Below are 16,514 nucleotides of genomic sequence, written 5' to 3'. Positions count from 1 at the left end.
ATGGAACAGCAGATCAGCCGTGCCGGGTTCCGTCCCCCCTGGTCCAGGGGCGGGTGCGGGCCGGGCGGCGGTGGGACGCACTGGGGGCCCGGCGGCGCGCGGCTTTCGCGGCTGCCCTGGTTCTCCAGCCTGGTCCTCGCCGTTTTCGTCACGGTCGGCACCGGCTTCGCCGCCGAGGCGCAGCCGGACCGTGAACAGCTCGACGCGTTCGCCCGTGTCCTGCTGCTCGCCGGCCCCGCGCTCCTCGTGCTGCGCCGCCGTTACCCGGTCCTCTGCGTCCTGGGAGTCGCCCTCTCGGCGGCGCTGTACCTCGGCGCGGGATACCCCTACGGCCCGATCTTCATCACCGTCGCGGTCGCCTGCTTCGCCGCGATCGTCTCCGGACACCGCGCGGCGGCCTGGTGGGCGATCGGTCTGCTCTGGGCGGGCCATCTGCTGGTCGGCCATCTGCTCTACCGGCACCTGCCGCCGGAAGGCGACGTCGGCGCCCCGTGGGGGCCCGAAGTGGGCGTCGCCGCCTGGGTGGTGGCCGTACTCGTCGGCTCCGAACTCGTCCGGGTGCGCCGGGAGCAGTGGATCCACGCGCGGGCCGAGCGTGCCGCCGCCGAGGCGCGCCGTGCCGACGAGGAGCGGCTGCGTATCGCGCGGGAACTCCACGACGTGCTCGCGCACTCCATCTCGGTCATCAACGTCCAGGCGGGCGTGGGGCTCGCGCTCCTCGACTCCGATCCGGAACAGGCCCGCACCGCGCTCACCACCATCAAGGCCGCGAGCAAGGAGGCGCTGGGAGAGGTCCGGCAGGTCCTCGACACGCTCAGGACCTCCGGCGCCGCCCCCCGCGCACCCGCGCCGGGACTGGACCGGCTCCCCGAACTGGTGGAGCAGGCCGCCGCGGCCGGTCTGACCGTCGGGGTCGAGACCCGGGGCGAGCGCGTCGCGCTGTCGCCCGGTGCCGATCTCGCCGCCTTCCGCATCGTCCAGGAAGCCCTCACCAACGTGGTGCGGCACTCCGGATCCCGTACCGCGCACGTCCGGGTCGGCTACGGCGCGGGCGTACTCACCCTGCGCGTCGACGACGAGGGTCCCGCGACCGGCGACGAGGCCGGCGGCTGCGGCAACGGACTGGTGGGAATGCGGGAGAGGGCCGCCGCCCTCGGTGGCACCATCGAGGCGGGCCCGCGCCCGGACGGGGGCTTTCGCGTGAAGGCCGTCCTCCCCCTGAAGCCCAAGGAGACACCGTGATCCGTGTCCTGCTCGCCGACGACCAGTCTCTGGTACGGGCGGGCTTCCGCGCGCTGCTCGACGCCCAGCCGGACATCGAGGTCGTGGGGGAGGCCGCCGACGGCGACCAAGCGGTGCGCGCGGTGCGCGAACTCACCCCGGACGTCGTCCTGATGGACATCCGGATGCCCGTCATGGACGGGCTCGACGCCACCCGCCGGATCACCGGGGACGGTGGCCTCGACGAGGTGAAGGTGGTCATGCTCACCACCTTCGAACTCGACGAGTACGTCTTCGAGGCACTGCGATCGGGCGCGTCCGGCTTTCTGGTGAAGGACACCGAACCGGAGGAACTGCTGCGCGCCGTACGGGCGGTGGTGGACGGCGACGCGCTGCTGTCGCCCGGGGTGACGCGGCGGCTGATCGCCGAGTTCGCCTCGCGCTCCAAGCCGCCGTCCTCGGCCGACGGCCTCGGTGAACTCACCGAGCGGGAGCGGGAGGTGATGGCCCTCGTCGGGATCGGGCTCTCGAACGAGGAGATCGCCCGCAGGCTGGTCGTCAGCCCGCTCACCGCCAAGACGCATGTGAGCCGAACGATGGTGAAGCTAGGTGCCCGCGACCGGGCCCAACTGGTCGTCAGGGCCTACGAGTCGGGGCTCGTGCGTCCCGGCTGGCTGGGCTGACGGCAGGTCAGGCCTCGCGAGGCGTACGCACGTGGCCGGTCCGGTCGCTCAGCAGCCGGACGAACGCCCCGATGGCCGCGGCCTGGATGAGTACGGAGGCGATGAGCGCCACGTACCCGAACGCGGAGGAGGAGGCGAACGACTCGCCCATCAGCGATCCGCCGGCGAAGAAGAGGAAGACGGTGGGCGCCGCCAGCGCGAAGAGCCACACGCCGGCGAACGACGCGTCGTCGGTGTGCACGAACAGCGTGTCCACGGTGACGAAGACCGCCGCCGCGGCGACCAGGGCGAGGTAGATCCGCGAGGCCCGGTTGTCGTGGACGAGCCGGACGGGGCCCTTGGCGAGCCGGGCCAGTGCGGTCGGGCGTCCTGACTTCATGATGCTCTCCCGTGTCGGTTGGATGCCTCCATGGTGGGACGGCCCGAACGGGTGTGCCTGAGTACGGCTACTCATCCCTCCTGGTGCGCGGTGCGGGCCGTCGCGTCCGCCGGGACATCGGCCCGTGCCTCCCTCACGGCCTCCTGAGAGCCCTCCGCCGGGACGCCCGCCGGGCCGGCTGAACTCGGTTCGGGCGCCGAGACGTTGCGCGCCGAGTACGCGATCAGGGCTGCCGCTGCGGCCAGCAGGGCGACGGTGGTCAGCGCCACGGGCAGCGAGAACCAGTCGGCGAGGAAGCCGATCGCGGGCGGCCCCAGCAGCATTCCGCCGTAGCCCAGCGTGGACGCGGCGGCCACACCGCTCGGTCCGGCGAGCGCGCCCGCCCTGGCCACGGCCACCGGAAAGATGTTGGCGAGACCGAGTCCGGTGACGGCGAAGCCGAGCAGCGCGAGCCACGTCGTGGGCGCGAGGGCGCCGAGGAGCATACCGAACGCGGCGAGGGCGCCCCCGGCGACCAGGGTGCGGGTCTGGCCGAGCCGTTCGAGCAGGGCCGTACCGGAGAGGCGTCCCACCGTCATGGCGAGCGCGAACAGCGAGTACCCGGCGGCGGCGAGCCCGGCACCGGCGTCCAGGTCCTGGGCGAGGTGCAGGGCGCCCCAGTCCGCGAGGGCGCCTTCCCCGTAGGCCGTGCACAGCGCGATGACGCCGAACAGGACGACGAGCCGGCGCGTGCGCCGGTCGAGCCGCCGCGGGGCGCCCTCGCTCTCCGCACCGCCCTTCACGGCGGCGGGAGCGGGGACCGGACCGGGGGCCGTGGGCACCGTGTGGCGCAGCAGCGACGGACCGGCGAGCGCGGTGACGACCAGTCCGACGCCCGTGAGGGCGAGGAGGTGCGCCGAGGGGGAGAGACCACCGGCCACCAGACCGCCGAGTCCCGCGCCCGCCATGCCTCCCACGCTGAACGCGGCGTGGAAGCTCGACATCACGGGACGGCGCATCGCGGCGACGAGATCGACGGCGGCGCTGTTCATCGAGACGTTGAGCGCGCCGTACGCGGCACCGAAGACGAGCAGGACCAGGCCGAGTGTCAGCGCCGAGTGCGTCCGCGCGGGCAGCGCGATGCTCAGCGCCAGCAGCACCGAACTGACGACGGTCACCGGATGACTGCCGAACCGCCTGCACATCCGTCCGGTGAACATCATCGTCACCACGGCCCCGGCGGACACCCCGAGCAGCGCCAGCCCGAGGTCGCTCGCCGACGCGCCGGTCTGCTGCTTGATGGCGGGGATACGGACGACCCAGCCGGCGAAGAGGAAGCCGTCCAGGGCGAAGAACACGGTCAGAGTGATACGGAGGCGGGTGAGGGAGGACAGCGGGACGTCGCGGGCGGGATCTCCGCCGCGGCCCCCCGATATGGCCGTCCGGAGTTTGTTTAGGTTCGGCACAAAAGAAGGATAGGGGCTCGGGGCCGATCCGTACAGGGCTGCGGCCCGGCGCCGGGATCATGGGAGACTCACCTCCATGAACGGCAAGGTGACGACGACCAGAACACGACTGGAGAGAGGCCGCAGCGCGCTGGGCCCCGCACTGGAACTGGTTCACACGGGCCGCGCGCCCACCCGCGCCGTGCTCACCTCCGAACTGGGTGTCACCCGCGCGACGGCCGGCGCCGTCGCCGCCGAACTGGAAGCGCTCGGCCTCATCCGCGTCGACTCCCGTCCCGGCGCCGCGGCCGGCTCCCAGGGCCGCCCCTCGCACCGTCTCTCCGTCGACGACACCGGCCCCGTGGTCCTCGCCGCCCAGGTCCACGCCGACGGCTTCCGCGCCGCGCTGGTCGCCCTCGGCGGCCGTACGGTCGCCACCGCGCCCGGCTGCGTCACGGTCTCCTCCGACCCCGCCCAGGTACTCGGCGCCGTCGTCGCCGAGGGCGCCAAGCTCCTGCGCGACAGCGGACGACGCTGCGTCGGCGCCGGTCTCGCCGTCCCCTCGGCGGTCGCCGAGCCCGAGGGCACGGCACTCAACCCCCTGCACCTCGCCTGGCCGGCCGGCGCGCCCGTACGCGACCTCTTCGTCGAGCAGGTACGCGCGGCCGGTATCGAGGGCCCCGCCTTCACCGGCAACGACGTCAACCTGGCAGCCCTCGCCGAACACCGGCACGGCGCGGGCCGGGGCGCCGCCCAACTCCTCTGTGTCGCCACGGGGCATCGCGGCGTCGGCGGCGCCCTCGTCGTGGACGGCCGTCTGCACACGGGCAGTTCGGGGCTCGCCCTCGAAGTCGGCCATCTGACCGTCAACCCCGAGGGCAGGCCCTGCCATTGCGGCAGCCGGGGCTGTCTCGACGTCGAGACCGATCCGCTGGCCTTCCTCGACGCGGCCGGCCGCGACCCCGGCCCCGAGGTGTCGCTGCTCCAGCAGTCCCGCGACCTGCTCCGTACGGAGTACGGCGACCGGTCCGTACGCGCGGCGGCCGAACAGCTCATCGACCGGCTGGGCCAGGGGCTCGCCGGACTGGTGAACATCCTCAACCCCGACCGGGTCATCCTCGGCGGGCTGCACCGTGAACTGCTCGACGCCGACCCCGCCCGGCTGCGCGCCGTCGTCGCCGACCGCAGCCTGTGGGGCCGCAGCGGGAGCGTGCCGATCCTCGCCTGCACGCTGGACCACAACAGCCTTGTCGGCGCCGCCGAGCTGGCCTGGCAGCCGGTCCTGGACGATCCCCTGGCCGCACTGACCTGACGGGCCCGGCCCCGATCGCACGGCCCGGCCCCGATCGCACGGCCCGGCCCCGTCCGTCCGTCCGAAGCCACGCCCCCGACCCGCCACGCGGGCCGTCACCCCCGGCCCGCGCCACCGCCCCACCACCCGTCCGGCGGCACCACGGACGGCCCGCCGCGCCATCGCGGGTAGGTCATCCCTTATGACCCAGACGCCGCCCGGCATCGAGCCCCCGTCGCCCCCGCCGCGCTGGTTCCAGCGCCTCGACCGGCGGCTGCGCCTCTCACCGCTCGGGGTCGCGTGGACGAGCGGGCGCGAGATGGAGCTGCTGCACCGCGCCATGGGCTTCGCGGCGCTCGGATTCCTCACCCTCGTCCCCGTGCTGGTGCTGGTCGCGGCGGCCCAGCCCGCCAGCGGTCACGGCTTCGCGCGCTGGCTCGGGCAGGCCATCGGCGTCACCCATGAGTCCCAACTGGAGGTCGAGCGGCTGTTCGGGGTGCCCGACACGGCGCTCCAGCGCACCACCGCCTTCGGTCTCGCCGCGCTCGCCGTCTTCGGACTGACCTTCGGCTCCGCCGTGCAGACCGGCTACGAGAAGGTCTGGGACCTGCCCACCGCCCGCTGGCACACCATGTGGCGCCATGTCGTCTTCCTCGCCCTGCTGGTCGGCGCGCTGCTCGGCTTCGTCAACACGCCCTCCCCCTCCGGCGATGTCACCGGCCCGCTGACGGTCGTCGTGCTGGACGTCATCGGCACGTTCCTGTTCTTCTGGATCGCCCAGCACATCCTGCTCGGCGGGCGCGTCCGCTGGATCGCCCTGGTGCCGGGCGCGGTGGCCACCACCCTCGGCCTGCTGGGCCTGCGGGGCTTCTCGCAGCTCGTCTTCTCACCGCTGATCGCCTCAAGCGCCGTCACCTACGGTCCCTTCGGTACCGTCCTGGTCCTCCAGTCGTGGCTCGTCGGCGTCGGATTCGTCGTCTACGGCGGGGCACTGGTGGGCCGTCTCGCCCACGAGGGCCGGGTCTTCCGGCGTCTGAAGGACCTGGACGAGACCTGAGAGGTACGCCGCCGGCCCCCGGCCCGGGCCGCCGGGAGCAGCCGTGCCGGGCCCGCGTACTCCCCGGGAGGTACCCGTACTGCCGCCGGCCGCACGACGACCCGGCCCCCCTCCCGGCGCGACTCTCGGAAGCGACAGAGAAAGACCGAGAGAGTCGCGAACCGAGGAGTTGACCGGAGATGAACGCCCTTGCGAACAGTGGCGGACCCGGCCCCTGGATCCTGTTCTTCCCGCTCGTGTGGGCAGCCGTGATCGTCGTGGGCGTCACCCTCCTGCGCCGGACCGTCCGGCGCGGACGCGGGGGCGGCCCTCCGTGGCGGTCCGGCCGCTTCGAGCGGGACGCCCGGGACGTACGGGAGACGACCGACCGGCACGACGCGCAGTCGCCCATCGCGATGCTGGGCCGGCGCTTCGCCGCCGGTGAGATCGACGAGGACGAGTACTGGCGCCGGCTCTCCGTACTGGACGAGCAGTTCGGCCGTACGGGCAAGGGCGGCGCGGCGTGACCACCGCCACGCCCACCACCACCCACGCCGCCCGCGTCGTGGACGCGGTCAAGGTCCACAGCAGGGGCGACACGGAGGTGAGGGCCCTGGACGGGGTGAGCGTCGACTTCCCCGCCGGCCGCCTCACCGCGATCACGGGGCCGGGCGCACCGCGCCGCCGGCCGCGCTGCGCGAGACCGCCGTGGACGACTCGGGCGCCTCCGGGACGCTGGCCGTCGTCGGTACGGCGGTGGGCCCGGCCGGGATCGGCGCGATCCTGCTCGGTCTCTTCGCCGCGCCGTGCCTCGTGCTCGCCGGAACGGGCGCGGTTCTCACCCTGGCCGCCTTCGTGGTGCTCGGCCCGGTGGCCGCCACCCACGCCGTACGGCTCCTGGGCGGGCCGCTGGACCGGCTGCGCGGCGTTACGGGCGCCCTGGCGAAGCGCAACGCCCTGCGCAGCCCCGCACGCCCGGCGGCGACCGCCACCGCGCTGATGACCGGTGCCGCTCTGGTGTCCCTGTTCACGGTCTTCGGCGCCTCGCTGAAGACCACCATGGACCGCACGGTGTCCCGTTCCTTCACCGGCGACCTCGCGGTCGGCGTCCCGGCGTTCGGCGGCGGAGGCAGCGGGCTGAGCCCGGCGCTCGCCCCCGCGCCGGCCGAACTCCCCCAAGTGGGCCCGGCGGTGGGGCTCGGCAGGGGAGTGGCGAAGATCGACGGTGACGGCCGTCAACTGACCGTCGCCGACCCGGCCGCACTCGCCGAGGGCTTCGATCTCGGGTCCGTGGAGGGCTCGTTCGCCGGATTCGGCACCAAGGGCATCGCCGTGTCGCGGTCGCAGGCCGAGGAACGGAGTCTGCGGACCGGCGGCACGACGCGACCGACCTTCACCGACGGCGCCGTGGAGACCTGCACCGTCAAAGCGGTCTACGAGCGGCCCGACCCACGGCGGACCGGGCGGCGGTGTGTTCGCGCTCCCCGGCCACGGCCCGGATCCCCGCGAAGGCGCTGTCGGCGAAGGACCCGTACGCGAAGGGGCCGTCGGTCGTCGAGCCGTACACCGGGTTGCGGGGCACGGCGGCGGACGGGGCGGGGAGCGTGAACCAGATGACCTTCCCCGCGTCGCCCTCCGCGCGCACTCCCCAGCTCTCGCTGACCGCCTCGATCAGGGCGAGACCGCGCCCGCACACGTCGAGCGGATCGGCCTCCTTGATCGTCGGCAGGCGCGGGTCGTGGTCGTGGACCGAGACCGTGAGCCGGTCGAGCAGGAGCTCGATGTCGACGCTGCACATCTTGTCCGGCTGTGCGTGCCGGTGGACGTTGGTCAGCAGCTCGGTCACGCCGAGCGCCGCTGGGTCGATGAGTGGGTCGAGCTGCCAGTAGCGCAATTGCGCAGAAACGATTCTGCGGACTTGGCGGATCCGCGACGGCAGGGCCTGGAGCTCCACCGTGCACTGCCTGTTCGGCTGGCTGATCACGGCTGCGACTCCCCGATTGAGTCCGGAAGAAGGCATGGATCAAAAACCAGCAGCTCACTCGCGAGGCTCGCTGCTGTCCTGCCCGGCGGGGCTGGATCGCAGCGTCACCACCGGTTCACCCTGAGTGATACACCCCAGAGTGAACCACCTCCCACGGGACCGCAACTCGCGTCAACGAGACAGGCGCCGGGCCGGATCCGGACAGGGCCCGGGGTCAGGTCTTCGCCGCTCCCGCTCTGCGTACGGTCTCCAGGAAGCGCCCCGCCAGCACTCTGCCCTCCGGCCGCCGGCCGTCCCGGCCCATGGTCAGCCGGTAGCGCGTGCCGTTCACCGTCGCCACCGTGCTGTCGTCCCCCCGGAACCACGGCTTCGCCGCCTGCACCGCCCGCAGCGGCGCACTGTCGATGACCCGTCCGTAGCTGGTCAGCAGCGCCAGTCTGCCGTCCTGGATGAGGACCCGTCCCGCCTTGGTGAGCGAGCGGGGCCAGCGCTCTATCTCGACGCCACTCGCGCTGAACTCCGGTTCCGCCATGGCTGATCCGCCCCCTCCGTACCTGTTCGCTAAGGGAAGTCTGCACAACTCGGCGCGTGGGCGCCAGAGCGGCTTCCCCCGCCGTCCCGGACGACCCGTCAGCACCGCGCCCGGTCCCGGTGGGCCCCAAGTCCAAGGCGCGACTATGGATACCCAAAGGGATGGTTTGCGCAGGTCGAGGGCTTACTGTTGCGCCCGTGTCCCGCCGGTTACCACCGCGGCGGACACCGGCGGAACACGTCACGGGCGGACCAGGGGACGGCGCGCATGACAGAGCGGCAGCAGACGATCGACGTGAACCGCGGCGACCCCGCGTACCGGGCCTGGCTCAAGGAGGCCGTACGCAAGGTCCAGGCGGACGCCAACCGCTCGGCCGACACACACCTCCTGCTCTTCCCGCTGCCGGAGCGGTGGGGCATCGACCTGTACATGAAGGACGAGTCCACCCACCCGACCGGCAGTCTCAAACACCGGCTCGCCCGCTCACTGTTCCTCTACGGGCTCTGCAACGGCTGGATCCGCCCCGGAAAGCCCGTCATCGAGGCGTCCAGCGGCTCGACAGCGGTCTCGGAGGCGTACTTCGCGAAGCTGATCGGCGTCCCGTTCATCGCGGTCATGCCGCGCACCACCAGCCCGGCGAAGTGCCGGCTCATCGAACTGCACGGCGGGCGCTGCCACTTCGTCGACGACTCGCGCAGGATGTACGAGGAGTCGGCGCGGCTCGCGGCCGAGACCGGCGGCCACTACATGGACCAGTTCACCTACGCGGAGCGGGCCACCGACTGGCGGGGCAACAACAACATCGCCGAATCGATCTACCAGCAACTGAGGCTGGAGCGCTACCCGGTGCCCGCGTGGATCGTGGCGACGGCCGGCACCGGCGGCACCTCCGCCACCATCGCCCGTTATGTGCGCTACATGCAGTACGACACGATGGTCTGTGTCCCGGACCCGGAGAACTCCTGTTTCTTCGACGGCTGGACCCGCCGCGACCCGCGGGCGAGTTCGGAGCGCGGTTCGCGCATCGAGGGCATCGGCAGACCCCGGATGGAGCCGAGCTTCGTGACCGGGGCCATCGACCGGATGATGAAGGTGCCGGACGCCGCGAGCATCGCCGCCGTACGCGTACTGGAGCGCAACATCGGCCGCAGAGCGGGCGGTTCGACCGGCACCGGACTGTGGAGCGCGCTGAAGGTCGTCGCCGAGATGGTGGCGGACGGGCACCGGGGCAGTGTGGTGACACTGATCTGCGACCCGGGCGACCGCTACCTCGACAAGTACTACTCCGACGACTGGCTCGCCGCACAGGACATCGACATCGCGCCGTACACCGCCACGATCGAGAGCTTTCTGCGGACCGGGGTCTGGTCCGACTGACCGTCAGGCGTCAGCGCGCCGCCGGGAGTTTTGCGCCGTCAGCTCCACGGAGCTGTCACGGGGCGCCCTGTTTCGATTGTGCGGATGCGCGGTCACTCCTGAGGAATCGAGTGACGTGCGAACGTCACGCCGGCGGCGCGGGCCGAACCGGGACCGGCGCCGTGCGTCGCGCGTTCAGCGCTCCCGGCCGCGGAGAAGGCCGTCGACCTCACGGCCGAAGACGACGCGTCCCGTCCGTGCCGTCACCCCGTCGAGGAAGCGCGGCAGGAAGCCGAGCCGCAGCTCCTCCGTCCAGGTCACCAGCGTGCGCCCGTCCGAACCGGCCCCGGTCCCCGTCTCCGTCACCTCGATCTCGGCCCAGCCCGTGACCGCCTGCCCACGCTTCTCCAGCCGGCAGCGCCCCGGGCTCCCCGGCGCGGGCGGCTCCCAGCGCACGACCTCCATCGGGTCGTCGAACCGCACGCGTCCGAGTCCCGTACGTGCCACGAACACCGTCCCGGTGCCGGTCGGCCCCGGCGTCCGCACCAGGATCCGTGTCAACGGCACCCGCTGCCCGTGCGCCGGCCAGTCGGTGACGCGCCGCCAGGCCTCCTCGGCCGGCAGGGCCGTACGGCGCTCGACGCGGAAGACGGTCACCGCTCCGCCGATTCCCCGGCGACCACCAGGCCCGGCAGGTGTTCCACGATCTCCTCGCGCACCTCGGCCGACAGCCCGGCGTCGGTGACCAGGGTGTCCACCTGGTCCAGCGTCGCGAACGAACTCAGGCCCACCGTCCCCCACTTGGTGTGGTCGGCCACGACCACCACCCGGCGCGCCGAACGCACGAAACGGCGGTTCGTCTCCGCCTCGGCCAGATTCGGCGTGGACAGACCGGCCGCCGGGGAGATGCCGTGCACACCGAGGAAGAGCACGTCGAAGTGGAGCGAGCGGATCGCCTGGTCGGCGACCGGCCCGACCAGCGAGTCCGACGGCGTACGGACACCTCCCGTGAGGACCACGGTGGCCGCGCCCGCGCGCTGACCGCCCGACGTCCCGGCCGGCTGAGCGGCGTGGAACACGTCGGCGACCCGCACGGAGTTCGTCACCACCGTCAGATCGGGCACGTCCAGCAGATGGTGCGCCAGCGCGTACGTGGTGGTCCCGCCCGACAGCGCGATCGCCCGGCCCGGCACCGCCATCGCGGCCGCCGCCCGTGCGATGTCCTCCTTGGCGCTGAGTTCGAGCTCCGACTTGGCCTCGAAGCCCGGCTCGTGCGTACTCGCCTCGACCACCGGCACGGCGCCGCCGTGCACCTTCTCGATGACACCGAGCCGAGCGAGCGCGTCGAGGTCCCTGCGGACCGTCATGTCCGAGACGTTGAGCTTGCGCGTCAGCTCGTTGACCCGGATTCCGCCGCGCCTGCGCACCTCGTCGAGGATCAGGGCGCGCCGCTGTTCCGCGAGGAGGTTCTGGTTGTCGCTCACCACCGGGCCTGTCCTTCCACGTCGGCATTGTGCGTGGCCGCCGTACACAGCTGATCAAAAGGTTCCCCATCCTCCCACGGCGTTGGGCCCCGTACGCAGGTGTCGGCCCGCCCCCGTCCGGGGAGAGTCGCTGAGGGGTGGTCACCGCCCGCGAGACGCCACCTTGGAGAGCGAGTCATCGACGTGTCCCCTGAGCCCCCCGTCCGCAGCGGCGGCGGCGCCGCGCTCGAACTGCTGGTCCACGGAGTCGGCGGCGCCACACCGCAGGAGATGCTCGCCGATCCGTACACGGTCCGGATCACGGGCGACGAGACCGCGGCCATCTACCGGCGTCCCGACGACGAGGAGGCCGAGTCCCACCCCGAGCGGTACGAGGACGGGCCGGTGCCCGAGGCGTACTGCTGGTCCAATCTCACCTCCGGGAACGGCGCGCGCGCCCTGTGGCTGCTGCTGCTCCCTTTCATGGTCGTCAACCTCGCGCACTGGATGCGCCCGGCGACCAACGGGCTCGCCCGGACACAGCGGGTCTACGGGGTGCTCGTACGGCTGCTCGCCCTCACGCTCACCGTGCTGCTGACGGCCGGCGCCTGTGAGGTCGCGCTCGACCTGGTGGCCTGGCAGTGCGCGGGCTCCGCCGGCTGCGCGGACGACCGGGCCTGGCTCGGCTTCCTGTCCGCCACGCGGGACGGCTGGTGGGCGCAGCCCGGCCGCCGCCTCGCGCTGGCCGCCCTCGTACCGGCCGCGCTGGTGGGGCTCCTGTGGTACCTGTCCAACCGGACCTGGAGCGCGTACGAGGCCCAGCGCCCGCCGACCGACGCCGTGCCGGGCGGGAGTCTCCCGGAGCCGGCCGCCGGGGCCGGGAGCGCCGACGACGCCATGGACGTCACGAACACCACCGACCCCACCGACGCCTACGAGGGCCCGGCCGGGGAGAGCGCCCACCACGCCCCGAAGGTCCGGCCCGCACTCGCCAGGCCCGGCTTCTGGTACGGCCGCCGGCTCGTCGCGCGCCTGCGCGCCGCGCACACCGCCGCCGGATTCCTCACCGTCGCCGGCGCGATCACCGGCGCCACCGCCCGCCACGACCGCGGCGCGTCGAGTGCCGTACGCGAGGGCGCCGGCTGGCTGCTCCAGTCAACTCTCGTCGTGGGCGGGCTCGTTGTGCTCTGGGTGGTGTGCAGCAGGGGCCGCGGCGAGCGCAGGCGCGACGGCACGCTCGACAAGGCGGTCATCAGCCGGCTGCCCGCCGTCTCCCTCGCCCTGCTCGCCCTCTCCGTGCTGTACGCCGCCTGGTCCCGCCCCGGCTGGGTCTCCGCCGGCACCCTCCCCGGCGCGATCACGTTCCCGGTGCTCGTCCTCGCCCAGGGCGTCCTCGTCGTCGCCCTCGCCGCCGCGGCCCTCGTCCTGCACCGGCGCGCCCCGCACGCCAGGATCGCCCTGCTCGGCCTCGGCGGCCCCGCCGTCGCCATGCTGGCCTGCGCCCTGGCCGGGGTGATGACCGGCGGTGTGGCGCAGCGCGTCGGCGACTGGCTCGACGGGTCGGGCACACCGGGCATGGGGGAGGGCTCGATCATCGGACCGCCGGTGCTGCTCAGCTGGCAGGCCGCCGTCATACCCGTCCTGCTCGTGCTCCTGCTGATCCCGGTCGTCCTCCTCGCCGTGCGCACCGTGCGCACCGCCCGTCGCCTCGCGCCCGTCGTGGAGGCGGAGTACGGGTCGCGCGAGGAGAAGGTCACGCCGGACTCCGTCCGTACCCGCCGGATCGCCGGAGCCCGCGCCCGCGCCGAACTCACCGACGCGGCGCCCCGGCTGGTCGGCCTCGTCTCCGGCGCCACGCTCCTGCTCGGCATCGGCGCCGTCGTCGGGGCCTGGCGGAGCGGGGACGTACCGGGCCGGGCGGCCGAGGGCGCTCCCGCGCTGGTCCAGTCGGTCGCGGACACCGCGCAGGCGCTCGGCTCCTGGCTGATCGGCCTCGGCTTCATACTGTTCGTCACCTGGGGACGCCGCGCCTACCGCGACCCGTCCGCCCGGCGCACCATCGGCATCCTCTGGGACGTCGGCACGTTCTGGCCGCGCGCCTCGCACCCCTTCGCGCCGCCGTGCTACGCCGAGCGCGCGGTGCCCGACCTCACCTGGCGGATGGCCTCCTGGACCGCCCGCACCGGCGGACGCCTCGTCATCTCCGGCCACTCGCAGGGCAGTGTGCTGGCCGCGGCGGCCGTCTGGCAGCTGCCGGCAGGCACCCGCCACCGGGTGGCGCTGCTGACGTACGGCTCACCGCTGGAGCGGCTGTACGGCCGCTGGTTCCCCGCCTACTTCGGCGCCGGACCGCTCGGCGACCTGGGCAGGGAGGTCCACTGCTGGCGCAACCTGTGGCGCGCCACCGACCCCATCGGCGGGCCCGTCAGGACCGGTGGCGACGGCGACGCACCCGCCGTGGACCACGGGCCGCTCAAGGACCCGCTGGCCTACGGCCGTACCGAGCGCCACCCGCTGCCCGAACCGATCCTCGGCCACTCCGAGTACCAGGCCGATCCGGCCTTCGCCGTAGAGCGCGCGGCCCTGCTCGACCGGCTGCCGCCCGCGCTGCCCGCACAGCGGGACGGCGCGGCGACGGACCGGGGAACGCTGGAAAGCCCTCGGAGTCAGGGCAGTTCGGGCAGATCGTCCGCGTAGAGCAGCGTCAGGTCGTCCGTGCTGGTCTCCGGCAACTGGGCGACCCTGCTCGCGTGTTGCTCCACCATCGACTCGAACGTCTGGCGCGCCGTACGGCCGTTGCCGAACGCCGGTCCCTTGGGCAGCACGGCGAAGTACTTGAGCAGCGCCTCGGCCGTGCCCGCGCCGAGCCGGTACTCGTGCTCCTCGGCCTGCTGCTCCACGATCCGCAGCAGTTCGTCCGCCTCGTAGTCGTTGAACGTGATGGTCCGTGAGAAACGGGACGCCACACCCGGGTTGACGGCGAGGAAGCGCTCCATCTCCACCGTGTACCCGGCGACGATCACCACCACCGCCTCGCGGTGGTCCTCCATCAGCTTCACCAGCGTGTCGATCGCCTCGCGCCCGAAGTCACGCCCCGAGTCCTCCGGCGACAGCGCGTACGCCTCGTCGATGAACAGCACGCCGCCACGGGCACGGTCGAACGCCTCCTGCGTACGGATCGCGGTGGAGCCGATGTGCTCACCCACCAGGTCCACCCGGGAGACTTCGACGAGATGACCGCGCTCCAGCACCCCGAGCGAGGCCAGGATCTCGCCGTACAGCCGGGCCACCGTCGTCTTGCCGGTACCGGGGGAGCCGGTGAAGACCAGATGGCGGCGGGCCGAGGCGGCCTTGAGACCGGCCCGCTGCCTGCGCCTGCCGACCTCGATCATGTTGGTGAGGGCCCGGACCTCGCGCTTGACGCTCTCCAGGCCGACCAGCGCGTCGAGTTCACCGAGCACCTTGCCCGGCTCGCGCACCGGCTCGGCGGGCGCCGCGTCCGGTACGGGCGGCGCACTCTGCGCCGGGACCGCGCCCAGCAGTCCCGTCGTCTGCGTCGCCGTCAGTACCGCCGTCGGCTGCGGCGCCGCGACCAGTACGCCGCTCTCGTCGCTCGTGCAGTCCTCCACGGTCGGTCCCGCACCGTTGCCCTCGGCGCCCGGTGCGGTGCCGTCCGGGAACTCGTAACCGCCGCGCGCGCACCGCTCGGTGCGGCAGCGCGTCAGCGTCGTACGGCAGCCGTCCATCACATGGAAGCCGTAACCGCCGCTGCCCGTCACCCGGCAGTCGTGGAAGGTGCCGCGGCCCTCGGCGGAGACATAGAAACCGGCTTCGGCCGGCGAAGTGATCGTGCAGCGCTCGATGGTCGGGTCCGCGCCCTTGGTGACGATGACACCGGTCTGCACGCCGTCGATGGTGCAGGAGTTGAGCGTGCCGCCGCTGCCGTGGTCGCGGAACCAGGCGCCGGTGGACGCCTCCCTGATCCGGCAGTCGTCGAGCTGCGCCGTCGCGCCGTCGCTCACCGACACGGCCGTGTTGCGCACCTGGGAGAGGTCGCTGTCCACGACGTCGGCGCGGGAGCCGCGGTCCAGGACGAACAGCGCGTCCGGCACGTCGTGCACGCGGCAGGAGTCGAGCACGACCGTCGCCCCGTCGCTCACCCAGACCGCCGGGTAGTCGCCCGTACTGTCGTGTATCTCGCACTGGTTGGCGTCCACCCGGGTGCCCGGGTCCCAGACGGAGAGACCGTTGCGGCCGAAGCGCCGCACCGTGGAGCGGGTCAGCGTCAGCACCGAGCGGGAACGCAGATCGACCGCGTTCTCCGGGATGTCGTGGATGTCGCAGTCGGAGAGCGTCAGCACCGCGTCCGTGTCGAGCGTGATGCCGTCCGCCGAAGTGCGGTGGACGCTGGAGTCGGTGAGATGAGCCGCGGCACGGGAGGCGATCTGTACGCCGGTGCCCTTGATCTCGTACACCTCGCAGCCGACGGCCTCCAGCCCGCTGCCCTCGCCGGTGACGGTCAGACCGCCGCCCGAGGCGTGATGGATCCGGCAGCGTTCGAGCCGCGGGTGCGCCCCGCCGCGTACGGAGACGCCCGACTGGCCGGCCGCGACCACCTCGCAGTCCTCGAACACCCCGCCGGCGCCGTCGAGTACGGCGATCCCGACACCGGCCGGATTGTCGACGGTGCAGCGGCGGACGGTGGGACGCGCCGCGCCGCGCACCTCCATGCCGGCGGCCGAGCGCGTGACGATCCGCAGATCCGTCAGCTCGGGGGTGCCGTCCTCCACCAGCAGGGCGGGCGCGGTCGTGTCCTGGCCCTCCACATGGAGGTCGTGGACGGTGGCCGACGCGCGCACCGTGAGCGGCACGCCGTCCGGCGGCGCGATCCGCACCGAACCCGACGGGCTCTCGGGTCCGCGCAGCGTGACGGCGCGCGTGACCACGAGATTCTCCCGGTAGGTGCCCGGCGCGACGGTGAGTATGTCGCCGTCGCTCGCGGCCTCCAGGGCCGCGGAGAGAGACGCGTACTCGCCGGTACGCCTGCGCCAACGCGAGGTGCCGGTGTGCGTCACCTGGACGGTGCCCTGTGCCATGGTGTTGTTCTGTCCCCACCTCGTGCGCCTGCGCGTGCCGTGCCGATCG

14 protein-coding genes and 1 pseudogene are annotated in these 16,514 nt (G+C 73.1%); 8 read left to right on the top strand and 7 right to left on the bottom strand.

What is annotated here, in order from left to right; translation table 11 throughout:
* Together SSPS47_RS02465 and SSPS47_RS02460 are read left to right on the top strand one after the other, a co-directional pair.
* Positions 1–1,242: a sensor histidine kinase gene (locus SSPS47_RS02465; protein WP_164248359.1), complete on the top strand. Its 1,242-nt coding sequence runs from the start codon at positions 1–3 to the stop codon at positions 1,240–1,242.
* Entirely contained in the window at positions 1,239–1,904 is a 666-nt protein-coding gene (locus tag SSPS47_RS02460; RefSeq protein WP_164248357.1) for a response regulator transcription factor, read from the top strand. The genes SSPS47_RS02465 and SSPS47_RS02460 overlap by 4 nt, the downstream gene beginning before the upstream one ends.
* 7 nt (positions 1,905–1,911) lie before the next feature.
* On the opposite strand, the gene SSPS47_RS02455 is transcribed toward SSPS47_RS02460, so the two are convergent.
* Positions 1,912–2,283 carry a hypothetical protein gene (locus tag SSPS47_RS02455; RefSeq protein ID WP_239064742.1) on the bottom strand — a complete coding sequence of 124 codons (372 nt, stop codon included), beginning with the start codon at positions 2,281–2,283 and terminating at the stop codon, positions 1,912–1,914.
* Positions 2,284–2,354: 71 nt separating this feature from the next.
* Entirely contained in the window at positions 2,355–3,728 is a 1,374-nt protein-coding gene (locus SSPS47_RS02450; protein WP_164248355.1) for an MFS transporter, read from the bottom strand.
* A 76-nt stretch (positions 3,729–3,804) separates the two neighbouring features.
* Between SSPS47_RS02450 and SSPS47_RS02445 the strand changes: the two genes are divergently transcribed.
* The 4 genes and pseudogenes from SSPS47_RS02445 to SSPS47_RS35145 form a co-directional block, all read left to right on the top strand.
* Positions 3,805–5,019, top strand: coding sequence for an ROK family protein (locus SSPS47_RS02445; RefSeq protein ID WP_164248353.1), 1,215 nt, complete (start codon positions 3,805–3,807; stop codon positions 5,017–5,019).
* 298 nt (positions 5,020–5,317) lie between these two features.
* The gene (locus SSPS47_RS02440; RefSeq protein ID WP_239065206.1) at positions 5,318–6,055 is read left to right on the top strand and encodes a YhjD/YihY/BrkB family envelope integrity protein; all 738 of its coding nucleotides are present in this window, start codon (positions 5,318–5,320) and stop codon (positions 6,053–6,055) included.
* A gap of 179 nt (positions 6,056–6,234) precedes the next feature.
* Complete coding sequence (locus SSPS47_RS02435) at positions 6,235–6,561, top strand: SHOCT domain-containing protein (RefSeq protein WP_164248349.1); 327 nt, start codon at positions 6,235–6,237, stop codon at positions 6,559–6,561.
* Positions 6,558–6,704, top strand: a pseudogene (locus SSPS47_RS35145) (ABC transporter ATP-binding protein); the annotation flags it as partial. The gene SSPS47_RS02435 and the pseudogene SSPS47_RS35145, both read left to right, overlap by 4 nt.
* A gap of 753 nt (positions 6,705–7,457) precedes the next feature.
* On the opposite strand, the gene SSPS47_RS02425 reads toward SSPS47_RS35145, so the two are convergent.
* Both SSPS47_RS02425 and SSPS47_RS02420 read right to left on the bottom strand, forming a co-directional pair.
* The gene (locus SSPS47_RS02425) at positions 7,458–8,018 is read right to left on the bottom strand and encodes an ATP-binding protein (protein WP_203557765.1); all 561 of its coding nucleotides are present in this window, start codon (positions 8,016–8,018) and stop codon (positions 7,458–7,460) included.
* Positions 8,019–8,232: 214 nt separating this feature from the next.
* Positions 8,233–8,550: a hypothetical protein gene (locus tag SSPS47_RS02420; protein ID WP_078078698.1), complete on the bottom strand. Its 318-nt coding sequence runs from the start codon at positions 8,548–8,550 to the stop codon at positions 8,233–8,235.
* A gap of 267 nt (positions 8,551–8,817) precedes the next feature.
* Here SSPS47_RS02420 and SSPS47_RS02415 point away from each other — a divergent pair, with 267 nt between their 5' ends.
* Positions 8,818–9,927 (top strand): PLP-dependent cysteine synthase family protein, encoded by a 1,110-nt coding sequence (locus SSPS47_RS02415; RefSeq protein ID WP_147875713.1) that lies wholly within the window; start codon positions 8,818–8,820, stop codon positions 9,925–9,927.
* A 174-nt stretch (positions 9,928–10,101) separates the two neighbouring features.
* Here the strand turns inward: SSPS47_RS02415 and SSPS47_RS02410 are convergent, their stop codons facing one another.
* Both SSPS47_RS02410 and SSPS47_RS02405 read right to left on the bottom strand, forming a co-directional pair.
* Positions 10,102–10,563 carry an SRPBCC family protein gene (locus tag SSPS47_RS02410; RefSeq protein ID WP_164248347.1) on the bottom strand — a complete coding sequence of 154 codons (462 nt, stop codon included), beginning with the start codon at positions 10,561–10,563 and terminating at the stop codon, positions 10,102–10,104.
* On the bottom strand, positions 10,560–11,390 hold the full coding sequence (locus SSPS47_RS02405; RefSeq protein ID WP_147875711.1) for a DeoR/GlpR family DNA-binding transcription regulator: 831 nt from the start codon (positions 11,388–11,390) through the stop codon (positions 10,560–10,562). The genes SSPS47_RS02410 and SSPS47_RS02405 overlap by 4 nt, the downstream gene beginning before the upstream one ends.
* 270 nt (positions 11,391–11,660) lie before the next feature.
* Between SSPS47_RS02405 and SSPS47_RS02400 the strand changes: the two genes are divergently transcribed.
* Positions 11,661–14,066, top strand: coding sequence for a hypothetical protein (locus SSPS47_RS02400; RefSeq protein ID WP_239065205.1), 2,406 nt, complete (start codon positions 11,661–11,663; stop codon positions 14,064–14,066).
* On the opposite strand, the gene SSPS47_RS02395 is transcribed toward SSPS47_RS02400, so the two are convergent.
* A complete protein-coding gene (locus SSPS47_RS02395) occupies positions 14,036–16,465 on the bottom strand; it encodes a right-handed parallel beta-helix repeat-containing protein (protein ID WP_164248343.1) in 2,430 nt (809 codons plus the stop codon). The two genes, SSPS47_RS02400 and SSPS47_RS02395, sit on opposite strands and share 31 nt — an antisense overlap.
* Between the last annotated feature and the right edge of the window lie 49 nt (positions 16,466–16,514).

The sequence above is a fragment of the Streptomyces sp. S4.7 genome, from assembly GCF_010384365.1.
GTDB lineage: Bacteria > Actinomycetota > Actinomycetes > Streptomycetales > Streptomycetaceae > Streptomyces.
Note: the sequence above shows the minus strand (reverse complement) of the source record. Positions and strands in the feature narration are given on the sequence as shown.